Annotated in this window: 19 protein-coding genes; 13 read left to right on the top strand and 6 right to left on the bottom strand. The window is 63.8% G+C overall.

Translation table 11 applies throughout. The features are described from left to right. Window positions 1–202 precede the first annotated feature (202 nt). The 3 genes from XI03_RS39630 to XI03_RS39620 all read left to right on the top strand — a co-directional run bounded on the left by XI03_RS39630 (window position 203) and on the right by XI03_RS39620 (window position 2,388). On the top strand, window positions 203–484 hold the full coding sequence (locus XI03_RS39630; protein ID WP_271595159.1) for a hypothetical protein: 282 nt from the start codon (window positions 203–205) through the stop codon (window positions 482–484). Between the two features lie 125 nt (window positions 485–609). Next, a complete protein-coding gene (locus tag XI03_RS39625) occupies window positions 610–1,605 on the top strand; it encodes a Bug family tripartite tricarboxylate transporter substrate binding protein (protein ID WP_271595239.1) in 996 nt (331 codons plus the stop codon). 327 nt (window positions 1,606–1,932) lie between these two features. Next, window positions 1,933–2,388: a potassium channel family protein gene (locus XI03_RS39620; RefSeq protein ID WP_028142520.1), complete on the top strand. Its 456-nt coding sequence runs from the start codon at window positions 1,933–1,935 to the stop codon at window positions 2,386–2,388. Between the two features lie 57 nt (window positions 2,389–2,445). Here XI03_RS39620 and XI03_RS39615 read toward each other — a convergent pair whose 3' ends face one another. Then, window positions 2,446–3,129 carry a helix-turn-helix domain-containing protein gene (locus tag XI03_RS39615; protein WP_038947987.1) on the bottom strand — a complete coding sequence of 228 codons (684 nt, stop codon included), beginning with the start codon at window positions 3,127–3,129 and terminating at the stop codon, window positions 2,446–2,448. Between the two features lie 310 nt (window positions 3,130–3,439). On the opposite strand from XI03_RS39615, the gene XI03_RS39610 reads away from it, so the two are divergent. Then, complete coding sequence (locus tag XI03_RS39610) at window positions 3,440–4,063, top strand: response regulator transcription factor (RefSeq protein WP_028142522.1); 624 nt, start codon at window positions 3,440–3,442, stop codon at window positions 4,061–4,063. A gap of 196 nt (window positions 4,064–4,259) precedes the next feature. Then, complete coding sequence (locus XI03_RS39605) at window positions 4,260–4,628, top strand: response regulator transcription factor (protein WP_271595238.1); 369 nt, start codon at window positions 4,260–4,262, stop codon at window positions 4,626–4,628. 15 nt (window positions 4,629–4,643) lie between these two features. Here the strand turns inward: XI03_RS39605 and XI03_RS39600 are convergent, their stop codons facing one another. From XI03_RS39600 to XI03_RS39590, 3 genes are read right to left on the bottom strand one after another with little or no spacing between them, the layout of a single operon-like run. Beyond that, entirely contained in the window at window positions 4,644–5,228 is a 585-nt protein-coding gene (locus XI03_RS39600) for an invasion associated locus B family protein (protein WP_271595158.1), read from the bottom strand. A 23-nt stretch (window positions 5,229–5,251) separates the two neighbouring features. Then, window positions 5,252–6,142 carry an alpha/beta hydrolase family protein gene (locus XI03_RS39595; RefSeq protein ID WP_442869803.1) on the bottom strand — a complete coding sequence of 297 codons (891 nt, stop codon included), beginning with the start codon at window positions 6,140–6,142 and terminating at the stop codon, window positions 5,252–5,254. Between the two features lie 9 nt (window positions 6,143–6,151). Beyond that, on the bottom strand, window positions 6,152–7,840 hold the full coding sequence (locus tag XI03_RS39590) for an aspartate:alanine exchanger family transporter (protein WP_038947990.1): 1,689 nt from the start codon (window positions 7,838–7,840) through the stop codon (window positions 6,152–6,154). A gap of 136 nt (window positions 7,841–7,976) precedes the next feature. On the opposite strand from XI03_RS39590, the gene XI03_RS39585 reads away from it, so the two are divergent. From XI03_RS39585 to XI03_RS39565, 5 genes are all read left to right on the top strand, one after another. Then, entirely contained in the window at window positions 7,977–8,657 is a 681-nt protein-coding gene (locus tag XI03_RS39585; RefSeq protein ID WP_271595237.1) for a YoaK family protein, read from the top strand. Then, the gene (locus XI03_RS39580; RefSeq protein WP_271595156.1) at window positions 8,654–10,357 is read left to right on the top strand and encodes a SulP family inorganic anion transporter; all 1,704 of its coding nucleotides are present in this window, start codon (window positions 8,654–8,656) and stop codon (window positions 10,355–10,357) included. Before XI03_RS39585 ends, XI03_RS39580 begins: the two co-directional genes overlap by 4 nt. Window positions 10,358–10,539: 182 nt before the next feature. Beyond that, window positions 10,540–13,293, top strand: coding sequence for a decarboxylase (locus XI03_RS39575; RefSeq protein WP_212475871.1), 2,754 nt, complete (start codon window positions 10,540–10,542; stop codon window positions 13,291–13,293). A gap of 18 nt (window positions 13,294–13,311) precedes the next feature. Then, a complete protein-coding gene (locus XI03_RS39570; protein WP_028142530.1) occupies window positions 13,312–15,012 on the top strand; it encodes an aspartate:alanine exchanger family transporter in 1,701 nt (566 codons plus the stop codon). A 20-nt stretch (window positions 15,013–15,032) separates the two neighbouring features. Next, window positions 15,033–15,467 carry a hypothetical protein gene (locus XI03_RS39565; RefSeq protein WP_028142531.1) on the top strand — a complete coding sequence of 145 codons (435 nt, stop codon included), beginning with the start codon at window positions 15,033–15,035 and terminating at the stop codon, window positions 15,465–15,467. Window positions 15,468–15,511: 44 nt separating this feature from the next. Here the strand turns inward: XI03_RS39565 and ppk2 are convergent, their stop codons facing one another. Beyond that, entirely contained in the window at window positions 15,512–16,312 is an 801-nt protein-coding gene (gene ppk2, locus XI03_RS39560) for a polyphosphate kinase 2 (RefSeq protein ID WP_212429385.1), read from the bottom strand. Window positions 16,313–16,352: 40 nt separating this feature from the next. Further along, window positions 16,353–16,805 (bottom strand): hypothetical protein, encoded by a 453-nt coding sequence (locus XI03_RS39555; protein WP_028142533.1) that lies wholly within the window; start codon window positions 16,803–16,805, stop codon window positions 16,353–16,355. A 163-nt stretch (window positions 16,806–16,968) separates the two neighbouring features. Here XI03_RS39555 and XI03_RS39550 point away from each other — a divergent pair, with 163 nt between their 5' ends. From XI03_RS39550 to XI03_RS39540, 3 genes are all read left to right on the top strand, one after another. Beyond that, entirely contained in the window at window positions 16,969–17,385 is a 417-nt protein-coding gene (locus tag XI03_RS39550) for a hypothetical protein (protein WP_038970507.1), read from the top strand. After that, window positions 17,378–18,610, top strand: a complete 1,233-nt coding sequence (locus tag XI03_RS39545) for an HlyD family secretion protein (RefSeq protein WP_271595155.1) — start codon at window positions 17,378–17,380, stop codon at window positions 18,608–18,610. Before XI03_RS39550 ends, XI03_RS39545 begins: the two co-directional genes overlap by 8 nt. A gap of 88 nt (window positions 18,611–18,698) precedes the next feature. Then, a complete protein-coding gene (locus XI03_RS39540; protein WP_038970471.1) occupies window positions 18,699–20,591 on the top strand; it encodes a sensor histidine kinase in 1,893 nt (630 codons plus the stop codon). Window positions 20,592–20,749 lie beyond the last annotated feature (158 nt).

Raw genomic sequence — 20,749 nt, 5'->3', positions numbered from 1 at the left:
AGCAAAGCTCGCTGGACATGCATCACTCTTGCGAGACGATGATCGAATGCCAGCGATGGCCGCGCCGTCGATGATTGCTAGTGCGCCGTCGAAACGGAGGTCTGTCACCGATGTCATAATTGATCGCGCGATCGTGCATGGTCAGTTTGCGCGCGGCGTCCAGTTCTAGATGACAAGTCATGCAACATGTGGAGCGTGGACCATGAGACAGCTTTCGTTTCTCTGCATCGTCGCTTGCCTTGCGCTCTCAGGCGCGGCGTCCGCGCGTGGCGGCATTGGTTCGCACATGTCCATGACGAGCGGCGGGGCGCTCGGCTCGAGTGCCGCCGTGCCGGGGACGAACTCGCTCGGCACGGCGCTGCCATCGTCCGAGAGCGGTCATCGCGCGACGAAGGGGCCGTTGCTCGGCTCGGACCCGACAATCGACAAGCACGACGCCCAACTCGAGAAGATGCTCGAAGGATCGATCTGCCGCGGCTGCTGAGGACGCGAATAGCGATGGTGCGGCGCTTTGTCGCCTGCACAGTGCAGGGCAGCGATCTCCCCGAGCGGATTTTCAAGGACCTTCATTCGTGTAAGATGACCGCGACGGTCCTGAATACGCAGAAGATGTCCCTCCTTTCACGCCGAGAACTGCTCGATACGGCGACGCGTATCACGGCGCTCGCCGCATGGCCCGGCTGTGCTGCAGCCGACGACTATCCCTCCCGTCCCATCCGGCTGGTCATTCCCTATACGGCTGGCGCCGCTGGTGATCAGATCGGCCGTCCCTGGGCCGACAGGATCACCTCGCTGCTGGGGCCGATCTATGTCGAGAATATCGGCGGCGCCGGCGGTGCGATCGGCTCCGCCGCGGTGGCGCAGAGCGCACCCGACGGCTATTCGCTTCTGCTCGGCAATGGCAGCACCCAGGTGATGATTCCGTTGTCCTCCGCGCAGCCTGCCTACGACACGGTTCGCGATTTCCGCGCCGTCTATCGCCTGATCACCAGCACGCTGGCATTCGCGGTTCATCCTTCCTTGCCTGTGAAGGACCTGCGAGAGCTGGCAGCTTTTGCGAAAGCCAATCCGGGCAGGCTGTCCTATGGCACTCCGGGGGTGGGCACCGGCAATCATCTCATCGGCGAGATGTTCAGGCAGCAATCCGGTGTTGCAGCGGACCTTGTCCACGTTCCTTATCGAGGCATGGGCCCCGCCACCAACGACCTCGTCAGTGGCCAGATCTCGTCGGTCATTGCCGTGGTCTCGAGCCAGATACTGCAATTGCACCATGCGGGCAAGCTGCGGCTGATCGCCGTGACGAGCGATCGGCGGCTGAGCGGCGCGCCGGACATTCCGACGGTGATCGAATCCGGCATGCCGGGCCTCAGATATGCCGGCTGGTTCGGCTTGTTCGCTCCAAGAGCGACCCCGGATGTGATCGTGGAGCGGATCGCTGCTGCGACCCGTACTGCGATGGCAGATCCACGGTTGCAGGAAAACTATCGTTCGCAAGGTCTGGAGCCTGACGTCGATTCAGGTCCCGACAAGTTTCAGCGCCTGGTCGAGGACGAGCTGGCCCGACTGGCTCCCATCATTAAGTTGATCGGGCTCAAGCGCGACTGAGATCACGCCGGGGCGCCTCGCAGCCAAAGGGTCGTAGCGCTCGGCCTCCGGGAATTTCGCCGATTTAAGCAACGCGTCCGTCCTGTCGCAACTCTCGCCGGCCGGATCGGCACTGGCGATCTCCCGGCCGTAGGAGCAGCATTGACTTAAGTCAACCGCTGCCATGGCCGATTGGCGCGAGTGTGGCATGCTCGCTAACGTCAATTTCCAGGCCTTCGCCGTGGCCGACGAGGGGAAAACGCGACGGCGCGTCGACGGGCGGACCTTTGGCATCGTTTGGCGGGGACGTAAGACGTCCCGGGGTAAATTGAGGGCGGGTGGGTTGCCATGATGCTACAGTTCCTCGCCGGCACGCTGGTCAGCATGATCAATATCGGACTCCACGCGCTCGTAACGGTCGTGGCCGTCGGGATCGCGCGCAGCGCGGGTTTGCGTCACTCCGAGCGACCGAAATTGCACCTGATGGGCGTCATGATCGCGACCGCCGTGGTGTTGAAGGTCGCGCACATGCTGGAAATCCTGATGTGGGCTGCGACCTACGGCATCGTCCAGGCTGCCGCCGCCGACACTGACCTGCTCTACTTCGCTTTCGTCAACTACACCACGCTCGGTTATGGCGACATCACGCCGGTGCGCGAATGGCGGCTGATCGGCCCGTTCACCGCCATGAATGGCGTGCTGTTGTTCGGCTGGTCCGCCGCCATTCTTTTCGAGGTATTGCGCAAGACGCTCGAGCATCTTGGACTGACTGAAGCGCCTGGCCCAGTTTCACGCCAGCCATGAAGGGCGCGGCGAACGGCGCCCCGGATCTCCGGCAACCGCGACCGATGTTCCGCCAGTTCAAGGATGCAGATCGAGGCTGGCGAGCTGATTCCGGTCGAGCAACACGATCTGCCGTTGGGTGTTGCCGATGAACCCGAGGATGCCGAGCTCGTGCAGGCGCGACAGAGCGCGCGAGACGGTCTCCAGCGTCAGGCCGAGATAGTCGGCAATATCGCGTCGCGACATCGGGAGCGCGATGACGCCCGCCGCCGTCAGCCGCTTGTCCATCTCGAGCAGGAACGCCGCGACCCGCTCCAGCGAGGTCTTGCGGCCGAGCAACAGCATGTGGTCTTCCGCATGCTGGAGATTGTTCGTGGTCATGCTGAGCAGGTTTCTGGCCACCATGGCATCGCTCTCGGCCACTGTTTCAAGACTTTGTCGCTTGATCAGGCGCACCGTGGTGTCGACGACCGCTTCCGTCGTAAATCGATGCTCCCCGCCGTTCTCGAGCCCAAAGATGTCGCCGATGAGGTGGAATGCGCCGATCTGCCGGCGACCATCCGACAACAGCTTGTAGCTTCGCACCGCGCCCGCCTTGACCTGATAGACATATTTGGCGGGCTCTTTCTCGCCGTAAATCTCGGTGCCTTTTCTGTACGAAAATTCGCTTAAACTGACGAGCGCATTTGAATCGCTGGTCATGCCGAGGTCACGGAGGGAATTGGGACGCAGTGCGGAATCGGTTGTGATGCGAACAAACATGGGCCAGGTCCTCAGCTCATCGCCGAATTTGGTCCGTCCGACGAAGTATTTTCGCTACTGGGAATGCGCCGCGCTGTTCCGCTCCCGCCGGGTTGATTTACGCCCAAGGCGGTATTTCAATCCATTGTCCCTAGGTTCATTGTACCAAGGGACAACCCCCCGGCGCTTGGTGCGCGGAATGAGAAAGCGCTGTCGCTGCGGGGATTTGGCCCATTGCACGCAGATATTTCGGTTCTCAAACTGTTGAAGACGACTTTGTCGAGCGAGAGGACGTCAATGGTCCTCGCTGGAACTGGCCGAGAGGTTGAAGGTGTCGGGTCTCGTTCACGTGGTTGATGACGACGAGTCCTTTCGGACCGCGATCGCACGGCGTCTGAAGCTCGCCGGCTATGAGGTCGCGACCTATGCGTCGGCACTGGAGTTGGAGGAGTCCGCGCTGGATCCCGAGCAGGCCGGATGCATTCTGCTCGACGTGCGCATACCAGGATTGAGCGGCCCCGATTTGCAGGCGCGATTGATCGCGTCCGGCTCGACGCTGCCGATCATCTTCCTGACCGGGCATGCAGACACGCCGACCACCGTGCGGGCGATCAAGGCGGGTGCGGAAGACTTCCTGACCAAGCCGATATCCTCCGAGCAGTTGATCGATGCGATCGAGCGCGCTCTGGCGGGTCAGCGGACGGCGCGCGTCCAGCGCAGCAAGCTGGAGACGTTTCGTACCCATCTGGCCACGCTGACGCATCGCGAGCGACAGGTGTTCAATCTCATCGTGCGCGGCCGGATCAACAAGCAGATTGCGCATGAACTCGGGACCACCGAACGCACCGTGAAAGCACACCGCCATCAGGTCATGGAGAAGATGCAGGTACATTCGCTTGCGGAACTCGTTTCGATCGCGGAACGGCTCGGAATGCTCGGTACGAACGAGGATTAGCTGCTTCTTCACCGCAAGCCCGGTTCCCACGGTGTGATTGCCCCAAAGGACAGTATCAAGGCGTGTTGACAGTGCACGGCGAGGCGTGCGCAATGATGCACGGGCGCCGGGTCGGCAACGCAGTGCAAGCGGATGCAGTATCCCACCGCCGTTACAGCGCTCTCAGTTCGTTCATCTCCTGGAAAGGCAGATCGCCTTGCCGCTATGCCGGTCCGTTTTTGTCGTCGATGACGATCCGTCCATGCGGGCCAGCCTGAACAGGTTGCTGCGCGGCCACGGTTTCGACGCCACGCTATTCGAGTCCGCGGGGGCCTTGCTCCAACACGACAAATTCCACACCGCGATCTGCATCGTCCTCGACATCGATCTTGGTGGAAAATCCGGCATCGACGTGCGGCGAAGCTTGACCGAGCAGGGCGTCACCGCGCCGGTGATCTACATCACCGGCAACGACAGCCCGGCGAACCGCGCTGCGGCGCTTGGGTCCGGCTGCCTCGCCTATCTGACCAAGCCCTTCACGGCGGAGTCGCTGATCGGATCCATTGAACGCGCCGGCATCTCCTGAGATCAACTCGCCCCGTCATTCGTCGATATCCTGCTCCAGCGTCCTGGCTGGCGTCCCTTTGCGGACGGTGGCGAACTGCGCCAGGGGAATTGTAGTCGTCATGGCGAGAAGGTTCGAATCGACCAGTTCAAGCGTCAGCGTCTTGCCGGACTCCATCTCCCTGATGATCTTCGGCGCCGCCACATCGGCAGCGATGCACAGATTGGTGAGACACCAGGTATAGGGCAGGCGGAAGGGCGCGCCCTGGTCGACGCTCAACCTGGGCGACTGTTGCAGGTACATGCCGACAGGCACGAACAGTTGCAGCCGGGCCGCGGCGGCGTCTTCGCGTTCGATCAGATCGACGCGCACCGCCGTCTGTCCGGTCGCGAACTGGCCGGTGATCGAGGTCCGGCACAGTGTGGGCGCGCCGCCTGCCTTGAAGCAGAGCTTCTGCCAACCGCCGTAGCTGATGTCCTTTGCTTCACGCTGACCACGTGTGGCGACTTCGGCCGGCCTCTCGGCCTGGGCACCCTTCGGTGCGGCATGGCCGGGCGCCGCCGTGGCGGCGGCGATGGCGATAAGCAGGAGACTGGCAAGGCCGTCACGGGCATTGGGCATGATTGGGCCTCCGGATCTGGCATCTATTTCAGCGCGTCGAGGAACGTCGTTACCAGTGGCGACCAGAGCGGGATGGCATCCCTCGAGCCGATGAAGAAATGGCCCTCATTGCCGAACGGCGGCATCAGGTGATACTCGGCCCGGCCGCCGGCGGCGGTGAAGGCCGTATGCATGCGCTTCGACAAGTCCGGCCCGAAGAAGGTGTCGTTCTCGATATAGATCCACAGCATCGGCACACGCGATGTGCGGCCGAAATCCGCGGTGGCCTCAACCAGTCTGTCGGGGGCGCAGTTGTTGTTCGGCTTGCCGCCGACGCGTCCACCACGGCCCGCAGCGAAGGTGATGATGGCCTTCACCTGCGGCGGGTTCATGCTCGACAAGGCGATCGAGGCCCAGCCACCGGCGGACTGCCCGATCACGATCACGTCCTTGGGGATGATGCGCTTCTCGGCGGCCAGATAGTCGATGATATCGAGGTCGACCTTGGCGACCGCGAGCCCGGCGTCGTGGAAATTGGGATTGCTGCACTTGCCGATCTTGGAGAAGAACGGTCCGTAGACCGCGCGCTCGGGAATGTCGATGGCGGCTGCGCCATAGCCGGAGCCGACCGGCGCCACCACGAGGTAGCCGCGCCTTGCGAACCATTGGGCGGCGTCGCGGAATTCGACCAACGGAAAGAAGCTGCGGTCGGTCGGGTTGAGCGAGACGCCGTGGTTCATGATCACGAGCGGGAAGGGGCCGTCGCCGACGGGACGCACCAGATAGGCGAACATCGGAAGCGCTAGTGGCAGCGCCCAGATCTCTTCCTGGATGCGGAGGTCATCCTCCGCGCGCGCGGCCGCGGCGAAGGCGGCCCACGCGAACAAGATGGCCGCGAAACATCCCAGCACTGATCTGGCCGGTCGCCGCATCATGGGTCTCCGTCATCCGCTGTAGGTTGCCGCGACGATGATCGGCCCGAGCACCGTGAGCACCACGTTTCCGACCGCATATGGCACGGCGACGCCAAGGACCGGCGTCTGGCTCTCGGCCACCTCGCACGCGCCGGTCACCGCGGCATCCACGGTCATGGCGCCGGCCAGTGCGCCGCAGGTCACGACCGGGTTCATGCGCAGCACATAGAAGGCAAACAGCGTCGCGACGATCAGCGGCACGAGCGTGATGACAAGACCCATGCCGACCAGAAGCAGCCCGTGGGCCTGGATCGCGGCCCAGGCCGCGGCGCCGTTGCCGAGCCCGATCGCCGCGATGAAGCCGCCGAGTCCGAGATCGCTCAGGGTCTGTTGCGCCGCCGGCGGCAATGCGCCCATGGTCGGCTTGCGCGACCGTAGCCAGCCGCAGACGAGGCCCGCGATCAGCGCGCCGCCGCCACCGCCGAGCGTGAGCGCGACGCCGCCGATCCTGAAGCTGACGAGCCCCGCGAGCAGGCCGGCCGCAATGCCGGCGGCAAGAAAGGCAATGTCGGCGCGATCACCCGACCGCAGGATCTGGCCGATGGCCTTTGCCGCACGTTCGATATTGCGCGTGCTGCCGACCAGCGTCATGACATCGCCGACATAGATCCGTGTGTCCGCGCTCAAGGGAACCTCGCGGCCCATGCGGGTGAGTGCGCGTAGAAAGACGCCCCGGGCGTCGGTGCCGACACGCGTTGCGATCTCCTGGATCGAGCGGCCGTGGAGATGGCGATTGTCCACGAGCACCTCCAGCACGTTGCCCGGGACGGCCTTCAAGATTTCGTCGGCGTCGATCTCGGTGCCGATGATCGGCTTGGCGGCGACGATGACCGCAGTGCGGCCGGCGATGACGATGTCGTCGCCGGCCTCGAGCTCGGTCTCCAAATGTGGCTCGATGTCCGAGCCTTGGCGGACGATGCGCTCGACCACCGTGCGGCTTCCGATTTCCTCCTCGATCGACTTGACCGTGCGCCCGGCGCCCGCGGTCACGCGATAGGCGCGGGCCTGGAACTTGCGATACGAGAGGTTTTCGGTTTTGGGCGGTTCGCCGCCGGCAAGCTCCGCCTCGAGCTTCTTTGCCTCGGCCTTCAGGTCGATCCGCATCAATTTCGGCGCGACGAAGGGGACGAACAGCAGCGTCAGGATATAGCCGAGCACATAGGTCACGGCGTAGCCCGCCGCGATGTTCGCCTCCTGCTGGCTCAGCACATCCTTGGACAGGCCGAGCTGGGCCAGTGCGCCCGAGGCGGTGCCGATGACCGACGATTGCGTCAAGGCTCCGGCCGCAATCCCCGAAGCGGTGCCGGGATCGAGCCGGAAGCCGTGGGCAAACAACAGGACGACGACCAGACCGGTGCCGCCCAGCACCAGCGCCATGGCGACCTGCGCGAGCGTGCGGACGCTCAAGGAGGCGAAGAACTCGGGCCCGGACCGGTAGCCGATCGTGAACACGAACAGGCTGAACAGGATCACGCGGAGCAGCGGCGGAAACGCAAAACTGCCGAGCTGTCCGAGCAGCACGGAAACGATCAGGATGCAGGCCGTGGTCCCGACGGCGAAGCCGCGGATCCGGACTCGGCCCAGGATCGTGCCGATGGCGACGGCCAGCAGCAGAAAGATCTCGGGAGCGGTGGAGATGATCCACCTGACGGTATCCATGTCGCATTTCCCCCGGCGCTTTGCCGTGATCTCAGTCGGGAAATCGCGGGCATTGCTTGATCCAGATCAAGCCCTGCGAGCGGCAAGGCACCGCCTATCGGACGATGCGGAATTCGCGACAGTCGGCATCGTCAACATGAGCGCTCTCGACCTCGCAGCCGGCGCGATCCGCCGCGACGAAACGGTGGAGATCGTTCTGCTGCTCGCGTTCGCGGGCGGCTATATCGACGCCTATACCTGGATCATCCACGGCGTGATGGCGAATGCCCAGACGGCCAACCTGATCTTCCTCTGGGTTTATGCGACGGCTGGCGACTGGACGAAGGCGCTTCACTTCGTGCCGCCGCTTCTCGCCTTTGCGGCCGGTATCGTGATTGCCGCATGGCTGCGCCGCGTAGCGGGCGAGCGGGCCAGCGCAATCAGCACCCTGCTCGAGATATTGCTGCTGATCGCGATCAGCATCCTGCACAACAGGCTGCCGGATCTGGCTGGAACGCTTGGCATCTCGTTCGTCGCCGCGATGCAGACCGCGATCTTCACCAGGGTCGAAGGCGTTGTTTGCAGCACGGTGATGGTCACGGGCAACATGCGCCAGGCGATCGAGACGGTCTTCGAGGCCGCCGCCGGAGGCGCGCCGCTCGGCACGCTGCGCCGCTCGGGCATCTTCTTCGCCTTGTGTGCGGTGTTCGGCTTGGGCGCCGCGGTGGGCGCCTTCGCCACCAAGGCTATTCCGGATCTCGCGCTCGGCATTCCCGTGGTCGCGCTGTTGGTCGTCTTGCTGCGCTGCGAAGCCTCGCATCAGAGGGCCGTCCAATGAGCGCGCCGTCCGAACCTGGATGGATACGGTCGTTCCCGCCGGCCGGCTGGCTTGGCGCCTACCGGCGAGAGTGGTTTTCCTCCGACGCCGTCGCCGGCGTCACGCTGGCTGCTTACGCCATCCCGGTTTCGCTCGCCTATGCCGCGCTGGCCGGCCTGCCGCCTCAGATCGGCGTTTACGGCTATATGCTCGGCGGCATCGGCTATGCGTTGCTCGGCTCGTCCCGGCAACTTGCGATCGGGCCGACCTCGGCGATCTCCCTGATGATCGCGGGCACCGTCGGCGCGCTGGCCGGAGGCGATGCGATCCGCTATGCGCAGATCGCAAGCCTTGCGGCCTTTGCAGTGGCGGTGCTGTGCTTCATCGCGTGGTTGTTCAAGCTGAGCGTGCTGGTCCGCCTCGTCAGCGACAGCATCCTGGTCGGCTTCAAGGCGGGCGCCGGGCTCACCATCATCATGAGCCAGCTGCCGAGCCTGCTCGGCGTTGCCGGCGGCGGCCACAATTTCTTCGACCGCGCCATCAAGCTGGCCGGCCAGCTCGGGACCGTCAACCTGCTCGTGCTCGCCGTCGGCGCGGTCGCGCTGCTGCTCCTCCTGTTCGGCGAACGGCTGCTGCCGGGCAAACCGGTCGGCATCACCATCGTCGCGCTCGCGATCGGGACGGCGACGCTGCTCGGCCTGCCGGCGTACGGCGTGCCCGTCACCGGGAAGATACCGGAAGGTCTGCCGGCCCTCGGCATTCCGACGCTCGGCCTGCTGGACTTCGACGATCTCTTCCCGCTCGCCGCAGGGTGTATCCTGCTGGCCTATATCGAGGGCGTTTCGGCCGCCCGCAGCTTCGCCGCCAAGCACGGCTATCCCCTCGATGTCCGGCAGGAGTTCCTGGGGCTGGGGGCAGCGAACCTCGTCGTCGCCTTCGGCCATGGCTATCCGGTTGCCGGCGGGCTGTCGCAATCGGCCGTCAATGACAGCGCCGGCGCACGGACGCCGCTCGCTTTGGTGATCTGCTCGGTGACGCTCGGGCTGTGCCTTCTGTTCTTCACGGGACTCTTGACCAACCTGCCCAAGGCCGTGCTTGCAGCCATCGTCTTTGCCGCCGTCTACAAGCTCGTCGACGTCCGCGCGCTGGTGCGGATGTGGCAGGTCAGCCGGATCGATTTCTACGCCGCAACGATTGCGCTGGTCTCCGTGCTATTGCTCGGAATCCTGCAAGGCGTGCTGCTGGCGTCGATCGCTTCGATCTTTTTGCTGCTGGCCCGGGCCTCGCGGCCAAACGTCGCGTTCCTCGGCCGCTTGCCCGGCAGCGGCCGTTATTCGGACAGTTCAAGGCACGCAGACGTCGAGCCGCTGATCGGCGTCATCGCGTTCCGGCCCGAAGCCTCGCTGCTCTACATCAACGCCGAGACGATCCTCGAAACCGTCCTGATCGCGCTTCGGCGCGCGCCCGGGATCCGGCTGGTGGTCTGCGACCTCTCGGCTTCGCCCTATATCGATCTCGCCGGCGCGGGCATGCTGCACGACCTCTACGACGAGCTCGCCGCGCGAAAGGTCATTTTCTCCATCGTCGGCGCACACGCGCAGCTCCGCGACCTCTTGCGGGCTGAAGGGCTGGCGGAGAGGACGGATAGCAGCCAGTGGCTGCGATCGCTCGACAGCGTCCTCGGCGACGAGCAGGCCGTGACGGCGCAGCGGACGGCCTGAGCGGGCGTGTTGCAATGCGAATGACCGCTGCGGCCGACGGTCTCGCCAGAATGCGCCCGACCGTTGACTTGGATCAATGGGGCCACCGGCGCCGAACTCACGATCACGCTCATCTTCGCCCAATTGGCATCAAATGACCATCGAGTGACCATCAAGGCACCGCCGAGGATCGGGAGAGACACATGTCCAAGGACACCAAGCCGGCGCAAAAGCGCATCGATCAGTTCTTCTCCGGGCCCGGCGCGCGGGCGGATGACTGGCGCGACCTCGTGGAGGCCGCGAAGGCGTGGGCTCGGGTCGGCAATCGCGCGGTCTACGATACGGCACTGGCCGATCTTGCGGTGACGGAGGAGTTTTACGGCTATCCTGGCCTGCACCTGATGGCGGCACTGCGGGAAGCGGCCTCCGCAGGCGATGGGGCAACGTCGCTGGCCCTTGCGACGCGGATTACCCAGGCACTTGCGACGCGGTCTTTCCGGCAGCATGCCGGCGACTGGAGCGCGAAGGATGATGGTAATGGCGACGCGCCCGAGCTGGTGCCACCGACGTTCGGTGCGCATACGGCACGCCGGCCCTATTTCGAAACCCTGATCGTGACCGGCGTGTCGTCAAGTCAGTGGCCGGCGCTCGCCGCCGAATGGCGCAAGTTGCGGCGTCCAATCGATGGCTTCATCTATGAGCCCGTCGTCGTCGGCAGCCTGGAAGACGCATTCTGCGCGACCATGCTCAATCCCAATATCGCGGCCGTCATCATCAACGAAGGCTTCGGGCTGCGCTCGCGCCACAATGCACCCGTGCTGCGCTCGATCACGGCTTCGGCCGGCCTCAACGACGAGTCCGACGCCTCCGCGCTCCGGCTCGCCCAAATCATCAAGCGCGTCCGACCCGAGCTCGACCTCTACATGATCTCGAACCGCGACGTCGAGGAGTTGGCTGGAAACCCTGAAGCCAACGTCGTTCGCCGCATCTTCTACTCCGTCGAGGAGCTCCTCGAGCTGCATCTGTCCATCCTCGAAGGCATTCAGGATCGCTACGACACCCCGTTCTTCGACAATCTGAAGAAATATGCGCAGCGTCCGATCGGCACGTTCCATGCGTTGCCGATCGCCCGCGGAAAGTCGATCTTCAAGTCCGACTGGATCCGCGACATGGGCGAATTCTACGGGCCGAACCTGTTCCTGGCCGAGAGCAGCGCCACCACGGGCGGCCTCGACAGCATGCTGGAGCCGACCGGCAACATCAAGAAGGCGCAGGAGAAAGCGGCGAGGGCGCTCGGCGCTGACCGCGTCTTCTTCGTCACCAACGGCACCTCGACATCGAACAAGATGGCGGTGCAGGCGCTGCTCGCGCCGGGCGACATCGCGATCGTCGATCGCAACTGCCACAAGTCGCACCACTATGGAATGGTTCTGGCCGGTGCGCAGCCGCTTTACGTCGAAGCCTTCCCGATGACGGAATACTCGATGTACGGCGCGGTGCCGCTGAAGACGATCAAGCAGGCGCTGCTCGGCGCCAGGGCCGACGGCCGGCTCGACCGCGTCAAGATGATCGACCTCACCAACTGCACCTTCGACGGCCACATCTACAACACCCGCCGGGTGATGGAGGAATGTCTCGCTATCAAGCCGGACCTGATCTTCCTCTGGGACGAGGCCTGGTTCGGCTTCGCGCGCTTCTCGCCGTTCCTGCGCCGCCGCACCGCCATGGGGGCGGCGAACGAGATCGAGGCGTGGATGCACGACCCGAAGTCGGTCGCGACCTATGAGAAGCAGCAGGCCGAACTCGGCAAGAACCCGTCGGACGAGATCCTGCTCAAGACCCGGCTGATTCCCGATCCCAGGCAGATCCGGCTGCGGGTCTACCAGACCAACTCGACCCACAAGTCGATGTCGGCGATCCGCCAGGGCTCCATGCTCTCGGTCAAGGACGTCGAATTCCACACGGTCGAACAGCAGTTCAAGGAGGCCGTGTTCACCCACGCTTCCACCAGCCCGAACCAGCAACTCATCGCCAGCCTCGATATATCGCGGCGGCAGATGGAGCTGGAAGGTTACGGCCTCGTGGCCAATGCGATGGAGATCGCGCTTGCCATTCGCCAGGCGGTCAACAACAACCCGCTGATCTCGAAATATTTCCGCATCCTCGGCGCCGACGCCATGGTGCCTGCCCAGTATCGCCAGAGCGGCTTTACCGATTATCTCGCCGCGGGCGTGAATTGGGTCAACACCCTCAAGAGCCTGGACGAGGACGAGTTCTGCCTCGATCCGACCCGCATGACGTTGGTGTGCGGCATGGCCGGTTATGACGGCACCCAGTTCAAGGGTATCCTCGCCAATGAGTACAACATCCAGGTCAACAAGACCTCGCGCAACTCGGTCCTGGTCCAGTCCAACATCAACAACACCCGCAGCGACGTCGCGCATCTCATCCGCGTCCTCGCCGAGATCGCGGGCGAGGTCGATCGCGGGTTGGCGCAGGGCGGTGCCAATGCGAGGAAGACCTTCGAGGCACGGGTCAAGAGCCTGATGACCGACGTGCCTGATCTGCCCAACTTCTCGCATTTCCACCCGAGCTTCCGCGGCGATGCCGGCAGCAAGACCAATGAAGGCGACATTCGCAGCGGCTTTTACGCGGCCTACGACGTGGCGGGTTGCGAGCACATCCGCCTCAATGATCCCGAGATCGATCGCCGGCTCAAGTCGGGACCAGAGCTCGTCTCGGCCAATTTCGTGATCCCGTATCCGCCGGGCTTCCCGATCATGGTGCCCGGTCAGGTCATCACGCAGGAGACCATCGACTTCATGCGCAAGCTCGATGTGAAGGAGATCCACGGCTACGACGCCAAGGAAGGGCTGAAGCTCGTGCGGTCCGAAGCCCTGGCGAAGATCGGACGTCCAAAGCCCAGTGCACAGCCCAAGCTCAAGGCTGCGTCATAAGTCTTGGAGGGGACCAACATGCAGGCGTTTTTCACCTTCCTGCAGCAGAATCCGTACCTGCTGCTGTTCTTTGTCGTCGGCCTCGCCGTCTATATCGGCCGGGCCAGCATCAAGGGGTATGGCCTCGGCATGGTTGCCGGCGCCATCGTGGTCGGCGCCGGCGTCTCGGTGTGGGCGTCGACCTACGGCGTGAAGCTCGAGCTGAACAATTTCGCCAAGAGTCTGTTCTACTATCTCTTTATGTATGGCGTCGGGTTGCGTGTCGGGCCGTCCTTCATCAACAGCCTGAAGGGCGACGGCCTGAAGTTCTGCATCCTCGCGGTGGTATCGAGCGTTATCGGGCTCGCGCTAGTGGTGATCGGCGCCAAGATGTTCTCTCTCCCGCCAGGCGCAGCCGGCGGCATGTTGGCGGGATCGCAGACCATGTCGGCGGCGATCGGCTCGGCCGAGCAGGCCATCACGTCGGGCGTCGTCAAGCTGCCCGAGGGAATGAAGCCTGAGGATGCCTCAGGCATGATCGCGCTGTCCTACGGCATCACCTACATCTGGGGCACCGTCGGCATCATCCTGATCTGCAAATACCTGCCGCGCTGGTGGGGCGTCGATGCCAAGGCCGCCGCGAAGCAGTACGAGCGGGAATTCGGCGTCAAGGATCTCGAAGGCGGCGGCCTGACCGGCTATCGCCAGTTCGGTTTGCGGGCCTACCGGCTGGAGAACCCGGCGACGGTCGGTATGAGCATCGCGAAGTTCCGCTCGATAAATCCGGAATACCGGATCGTCAACGTCGGGCGGAACGGCGAGCCGCAAGGCGCGGATGCCGACCTCGTGCTGCAGAAGGGCGACATCGTCGCCCTCGGCGGCTCGACCGAGCACCTCACCGAGAAGATGGGCCTGATCGGTCCGGAGGTCTCGGATGCCAAGACGCTCGGCATTCCCATGGACCAGGCGGACATCCTCATCACCAACAAGGAGATGGTGGGGCGCACCTTCGAGTCCTTCCGTGACACCGCGATCGCCGGCCAGCTGCAGGTCACCAAGGTCGAGCGCGGCGGTGTGCAGATTCCGGCCGGTCTCAAGACCAAGCTGGAGCGGATGGACATCGTCTCCGTGGTCGGCTTGAAGTCTGCCGTCAACGAGCTCGGCGAGATGTGGGGCCGGATCGCCCGGTCCAACACCTCGACCGATCTGCTGACGTTGGCGGTCGGGATGATCATCGGCTTCCTGATCGGCAAGATCGAATTCCCGGCGTTCGGTGCCAAGATCGGCCTCGGCAACGCAGGCGGTCTGTTGCTGTCGGGTGTGATCGTGTCGTCGGTCGTGTCGCGTCTGCGCTTCTTCGGCAACACGCCGAACGCGGCGCGCAACGTGCTGGAGGATCTCGGCCTCGTGGTCTTCGTCGCCATCGTTGGCGTCAATGCCGGCGCGGGACTGCTGTCGCAGCTCACGGGTGCAGTCGCCTTGAAGATATTCCTCGTCGGCTTCATTGCCTGCACGATCCCGCCGTTCATCGTCTGGGCGATCGGCTTCCACGTCTTCAAGATCAACCCGGCCGTGCTGATGGGCGGCGTTGCCGGCGCGCGGTCGCACTCCGGTCCGTGCCGTGAGGCCGCGGTCGAGATCCAGAGTTCCGTGCCGTGGATCGGATTCCCGGTCGGCTATGCCGTCTCGGGCATCTTGCTCACCGTGTTCGGCTACTTCGCAATGATCCTTGCGCAATGATCAAAAGGGGGAAGAAAGTCATGAAGACACTTGCCGTTGGCGTCGCCCTGGTTGCCTCGATTGCGGCCCTGACCGGTCTCAGCACGCCGTCGCGTGCCGAGACCGGCGAGGTCGCCGTCGTCTTCACCAAGGGCGGCTTCATCGTCGGCGTCGGGGGCGGCGAGGGCGTTCTGCTCCTCCGGGGCAAGAAATATCCCTTCACCGTCTCCGGCATGAGCGTTGGCCTCACGGTCGGGGCATCGACGACCAAGTTCGTCGGCCGGGCGCTCAATCTGAAGGGACCAGCATCCATCGAAGGCTCTTACGCCGTGGGCGGAGCGGGCGGAGCCGTGGCCGCGGGCGCCGGTGCCGTTCAGCTGCAGAACGCCAACGGCGTGATCCTCCAGCTCAGCGGTCCGAGGGTCGGCGCGGAAGTATCGGCGGCGGTCGGCGGCGTCACGATCCGCCTCAAGTGATCCAGACGAGACGACGGGCTGCGGCAGCGCAGCCCGCTCGCGTCTCAATATCGCTCGGCGACGAAATTCATCCCCTTCAGGCTGGTCTGGTCGTTGTAGCGTCCCTTGTCGGAACGCTTCGGCAGCTTGATCTTGTCCTTCTTGATGCGCTTGTAGGGGATGCCGCCCAGAAGGTGAGCGATGCAGTTCAGCCGCGCCTTCCGCTTGTCGTCGGAGCGGATGATATACCAGGGTGCGTCCTTCGTGCTCGTCTTCTTCAGCATCAGGTCGCGCGCCCGCGAATAGTCGTACCACCGCCGATAGGATTCCAGATCCATCGGACTGAGCTTCCATTGCCGGACGGGATCGTCAATGCGGGCATTGAAGCGGCGCTCCTGCTCGTCCATCCCGACCTCGAGCCAGATCTTGATCAGGATGATGCCGCCGTCGATGACGTATTTCTCCATCTGCGGACACAGCGAGAGGAAGCGCTCGTGCTCGGCGGGAGTGCAGAAGCCCATGACATATTCGACGCCCGCGCGGTTGTACCAGCTCCGGTCGAAGATCACGATCTCGCCGCCGGCCGGAAATTTCTCCATGTAGCGCTGGAAGAACATTTGCGTCTTCTCGCGATCTGACGGCGCGGGCAGGGCGACCACACGAAACACGCGCGGGCTGACCTTCTCGGTAATCGCCTTGATCGTGCCGCCCTTGCCGGCTGCGTCCCGGCCTTCGAACAGCACGATGACCCGGAGCTTATTCTCCCGCACGTAGTCCTGAAGGTGACACAGCTCGACCTGGAGCTTCCCCAGCTCCTTCTCATAGTCCTTCCGCTTCATCTTCTCCGCGGTCGCGTCCTTGGCCATGCCGGTCCTCTCGCTGCTGCGCTCGTCGTCGTCCGGAGGATCAATCGTCCCAGGAAATGGTCACGCCGATATCGCCCGGCACACCGCCGGGGAAATCGATGATCTGGTAGGCGATGCGATAGCCGCGCGGCTTCAGATAATCGGTCCAGAGCTGGAAGATCTCCTTGGGGATGCCGGTCAGCGTGGTCTCCCAGCCCTTTTCCATCTGGTTGATGGCGCGCCCCTTGTCGGTGCACAGCGAGTTGGGGAAGCGATAGACCAGCACCTCCGTCAGGCCGTTTCGCACCGCACGCTGGATGATGGTCGAGGCGAGTTTGATCTTCTCCTCCTCGCTCTTGCCGGAGGGTTTGCTGAGCCGCTCGATCAGCGCGCGCTTCTCGGCTTCGACCGCGGCGGCGAGGCGGACATACTCCTCGGCCTTCTCGGCCTCCTTGAGAGCGGCTTCCTTCCGAATCTGAGCGGCATTGGGGATGAGATCGTCGAGGCCGGGCATGGCTGGCGGCTCCTGGTGGTTATCCAATCAGCATCCAGGAAACGCTAGGTCCGGCGGAGGATGTTCCCTTGATTCAAATCAAGCAAACCGCGGCCAGCCCGAACACAATATCGCACATGCGCATTTGATCGGGAGAGACGCCTTGAGCGACCAGCTTCATCCGATGGCTCCGCACCATCTGCCGTTTTATCTGGCGCCGGGGAGCGGGACTGATACGCTGATGGTCGTGATGGGGCTGTTCCTGATCGGCACCGTGCTCTGGGTCGGTACGCTCTATTGGAAGCTGCACAGCCTGCCCGAGCGGATGGCGCACAAATCGCAAAAACTGCAGTTCGAGTTCGTCGCGGTGCTCGGCCTGATCTCGTTGTTCACGCATATGCACATCTTCTGGGTCGCGGGCCTCCTGCTCGCGTTGATCGATCTTCCCGATTTCGGCACGCCGCTGCGCAGCATCGCCGGGTCGGTCGAGAAGATTGCAGAGGCGGCGCCTGCCGCCGGTGGCGAAGAGATCCGGACAGAGGCCGCGACGCCTCCCGAACAGAAGCCGGAAGCCGCAAAGAAGGAGCACAGCCATGTTTGAGCTGATGTTCTGCTCGCTGCTGACGATCCTGCCGGACTATCTCTACCGCCGCTACGCCCAGGGCAAGCGTTTCGGCAAGGAGATCACCTTCTTCTCGATCTGGTACGAGTTGCGCTGGGGCATCACCGGCTGCCTGATGCTGACGGTGTCGCTGATCACCATGATCTTCTATTTCCATCCGACGACGTCATCGGCGACGCTCTATTTCCGCACCGTGCCGATCCTGCCGGAAGGCTCCGGCCGCGTTGCCGAGGTCAAGGTCGGCTTCAGCGCGCCGGTGAAGAAGGGCGACGTGCTGTTCACGCTCGACGCATCGAAGCAGCAGGCCGCGCTCGAAACCGCCAAGCGGAAGGTCGCGGAGGTCGATGCCGCCATGCAGACGGCGCAGGCCGACGTGGTCAAGGCCGAGGCACAGATCGGGGAAGCGAAGGCGAACTACCAGCAGGCCAAGGACGAGCTCGAGGTCAAGACCGAGCTGCAGCGCCGCAATCCGGGCATCGTCCCGCAGCGTGATATCGACAAGCTCCAGGTTTTGGTCGATCAACGTCAGTCCGGGATCGATGCCGCGACTGCCGCGAAGCAATCCGTATCGATGCAGATCTCCATCCTGCTGCCGGCGCAGAAGGCCAGCGCGGAGGCCGCGCTCGACCAGGCCCAGGTAGATATCGACAAGACCTTCGTCCGCGCCGGTGTCGATGGGCGGGTCGAGCAATTCCTGATCCGTCCCGGCGACGTCGTCAATCAACTCATGCGGCCCGCAGGCGTTCTCATCCCGGAGGGGGCCGGCCGCAAGGTGCTCCAGGCCGGGTTCGGCCAGATCGAGGCACAGGTGATGAAAGAGGGCATGGTGGCGGAAGCGACCTGCATCTCCAGGCCATGGGTGATCATCCCCATGGTGATCACGTCAGTCCAGGACTACATCGCTGCCGGACAATTCCGATCCGGGGAGCAATTGGTCGATCCGCAGAACGCCGTCCGCCCCGGCACCATCCTGGTGTTCCTGGAGCCGCTCTACAAGGGTGGCATCGATGGCGTGACGCCGGGCAGTAGCTGCGTCGTCAATGCCTACACCAGCAACCACGAGGAAATCTCGGCCAAGGGGACTTCGACCAGCCGGAAGATCGCGCTGCATGTCGTCGACGGCGTCGGCCTGGTGCATGCCCTGCTCCTGCGCATCCAGGCGCTGCTGCTGCCGATCCAGACGCTGGTGCTGAGCGGGCATTGAGCTGTGAAGCCGCCCCGGGCCTGTCGCAGCGGTGCAATTCCCGCTAGAATTGCCGCGACAGCAGTTGCTGGAGCTGCAAGGATGGAGCATGAGCGGGCCCACGTCCATCTCCAAGGTCAGGCCGAGGGCCGTGGCGGCGCTACTCTGTCTCGCGCTGCTTTTCACCGTGTGCCTATCAGCCGGGCGAGTTGGTGCAGTCGAGCGGAGCCTCCGCGGCGAACTGAAGCGCGTCCTGATATTGCATTCTTTCGGCCGTGATTTTCGGCCGTGGAGCGAGTATGCGCGCGATATCAAGGCCAAGCTCGAACGGCAATCGCCCTGGCCGCTCGACATCCAGGAGCACGCGCTGCTCACCGCGCGCTTCAATAATCCTGGTCCCGAGGCGCCTTTCGTCGACTATCTGCAGTCGCTGTACCACGGAGCGATGCCCGACATCGTATTGAGCATCGGCGCGCCGGCGGCCCGGTTTGCGCAGAAATACCGCGGAAGACTGTTCCCTGATGTGCCATTGATTTTCTCCGCGGTCGAGCATCGGCTGATCAATCGCGCCGATCTCAGCGACAACGACGTCGTCGTGGCGATCCGCAACGATTTCATGGCCGCGTTCGGCAACATCCTTCAGGTTCTGCCGGACACCAAGTCGATTGCGGTCGTGATCGGCGCATCGCCGCTCGAGAAGTTCTGGGTAGAGGAGGTGAAGCGGGAACTGCAACCTTTGGGGGAAGGGATTGAGCTGGTCTGGTACTCGGACTTGTCATTCGAGGAGATCCTGAAACGCGCATCGAGGCTGCCGCCGCACACCGCGCTGTTCTGGGGACTGATGTCGGTCGATGCGGCCGGGGTCGTCCACGAGAGCGACATCGCCTTGCGCAGCCTGTACGCGGCCGCGAATGCCCCGATCTTCTCCTACCAGGAGCCGTTCTTCGGTGACGGCACCGTCGGGGGACCGATGCATATGATCGCGGAAACGAGCTCCCGGACCGTCAGTGCCGCGATTGGCATTCTCGGCGGCGCGAAACCAGCGAGCATCAGTTACGATCCGATCGGATTCGCCGCGCCGAGATATGATTGGCGCCAATTGCAGCATTGGGGCATCAGCGAGAGCCGTTTGCCTCCCGGCAGCGAAATCGTGTTTCGCGAACAGAGCATCTGGGAGCGCTATCGTTGGCAGATGCTGCTGATCGCGTCCGTGATTCTGGTGCAGGCCGGCCTGATCAGCGGGATGCTGCATGAGCGGCGTCGGCGCCAGGTCGCCGAAGTCGAGTCACGCCAGCGTCTGGCCGAGCTCGCTCACGCCAACCGCTATTCGGCCGTTGGCGAGTTGACCACGTCGATCGCCCATGAGCTGAACCAGCCGCTCGGCTCCATCCTGACCAACGCCGAGACCGCGGAGCTCATGCTGAAGGCCGCTTCGCCCGACATCGACGAGATCCGGCAGATCCTCGCGGACATCAGGCGTGACGATCAGCGGGCGAGCGAAGTCATCCGCAGGCTACGCAGTATTCTGAAAAAGACGCCGTTCGAGGTCAAGGACATCGAGCTCAACGATATGGTCCGCGAAGCGATCGGCCTTGTGCGGGCTGTCGCCGGCGGACGCCGGATCACATTGATCTACACGCCCGCTTTGGCAGACCTGCATGTCAGAGGTGATCCGATCCAGCTTCAGCAGGTCGTTCTCAACCTGGTCATCAACGCGATGGATGCGATCTTCGACGCCGATCCCGGAAAACGCCAGGTCAACGTCTCGACCCAGCGCGTCGGCAACGCAGCGGAGATCCGGGTCTCCGATACTGGTCCCGGGATTGCCGCCTCCGACCTCGCCGACGTGTTCGATCCGTTCTTCACGACCAAGCCTCAGGGCATGGGCATGGGGCTCGCGATCGCCAAAACCATCATCGAGGCCCATCACGGTACGATCGCCGCGGCGAACCAGCCTGCGGGCGGGGCGCTGTTCACGATCCAGCTTCCGATCATCCGCTGACAGACGATGTGGCGAGCCGCCAATGCCCCTGGACTGAGGGCGCCGCGCCGGCTCCGGACGGATGCCGGGCTGATTGAATGACAGTTTGCTCTCGCGCTGCAGCAGCCACGAGGGCCTCGTTTCGTTGATCTCGATCAACAAACGTCTGCGCCCCGGCC

The sequence above is a fragment of the Bradyrhizobium sp. CCBAU 65884 genome (genome assembly GCF_028128835.1).
GTDB lineage: Bacteria > Pseudomonadota > Alphaproteobacteria > Rhizobiales > Xanthobacteraceae > Bradyrhizobium > Bradyrhizobium ottawaense.
Note: the sequence above shows the minus strand (reverse complement) of the source record. Positions and strands in the feature narration are given on the sequence as shown.

Bases quoted from the DNA above. Each gene is read 5' to 3' on its own strand.
- XI03_RS39630 (WP_271595159.1), top strand. From the start codon at position 203: ATGAGACAGCTTTCGTTTCTCTGCATCGTCGCTTGCCTTGCGCTCTCA.
- XI03_RS39625 (WP_271595239.1), top strand. From the start codon at position 610: ATGTCCCTCCTTTCACGCCGAGAACTGCTCGATACGGCGACGCGTATC.
- XI03_RS39620 (WP_028142520.1), top strand. From the start codon at position 1,933: ATGATGCTACAGTTCCTCGCCGGCACGCTGGTCAGCATGATCAATATC.
- XI03_RS39615 (WP_038947987.1), bottom strand. From the start codon at position 3,129: ATGTTTGTTCGCATCACAACCGATTCCGCACTGCGTCCCAATTCCCTC.
- XI03_RS39600 (WP_271595158.1), bottom strand. From the start codon at position 5,228: ATGCCCAATGCCCGTGACGGCCTTGCCAGTCTCCTGCTTATCGCCATC.
- XI03_RS39595 (WP_442869803.1), bottom strand. From the start codon at position 6,142: ATGATGCGGCGACCGGCCAGATCAGTGCTGGGATGTTTCGCGGCCATC.
- XI03_RS39590 (WP_038947990.1), bottom strand. From the start codon at position 7,840: ATGGATACCGTCAGGTGGATCATCTCCACCGCTCCCGAGATCTTTCTG.
- XI03_RS39585 (WP_271595237.1), top strand. From the start codon at position 7,977: ATGAGCGCTCTCGACCTCGCAGCCGGCGCGATCCGCCGCGACGAAACG.
- XI03_RS39580 (WP_271595156.1), top strand. From the start codon at position 8,654: ATGAGCGCGCCGTCCGAACCTGGATGGATACGGTCGTTCCCGCCGGCC.
- XI03_RS39575 (WP_212475871.1), top strand. From the start codon at position 10,540: ATGTCCAAGGACACCAAGCCGGCGCAAAAGCGCATCGATCAGTTCTTC.
- XI03_RS39570 (WP_028142530.1), top strand. From the start codon at position 13,312: ATGCAGGCGTTTTTCACCTTCCTGCAGCAGAATCCGTACCTGCTGCTG.
- XI03_RS39565 (WP_028142531.1), top strand. From the start codon at position 15,033: ATGAAGACACTTGCCGTTGGCGTCGCCCTGGTTGCCTCGATTGCGGCC.
- ppk2 (WP_212429385.1), bottom strand. From the start codon at position 16,312: ATGGCCAAGGACGCGACCGCGGAGAAGATGAAGCGGAAGGACTATGAG.
- XI03_RS39555 (WP_028142533.1), bottom strand. From the start codon at position 16,805: ATGCCCGGCCTCGACGATCTCATCCCCAATGCCGCTCAGATTCGGAAG.
- XI03_RS39550 (WP_038970507.1), top strand. From the start codon at position 16,969: ATGGCTCCGCACCATCTGCCGTTTTATCTGGCGCCGGGGAGCGGGACT.
- XI03_RS39545 (WP_271595155.1), top strand. From the start codon at position 17,378: ATGTTTGAGCTGATGTTCTGCTCGCTGCTGACGATCCTGCCGGACTAT.
- XI03_RS39540 (WP_038970471.1), top strand. From the start codon at position 18,699: ATGAGCGGGCCCACGTCCATCTCCAAGGTCAGGCCGAGGGCCGTGGCG.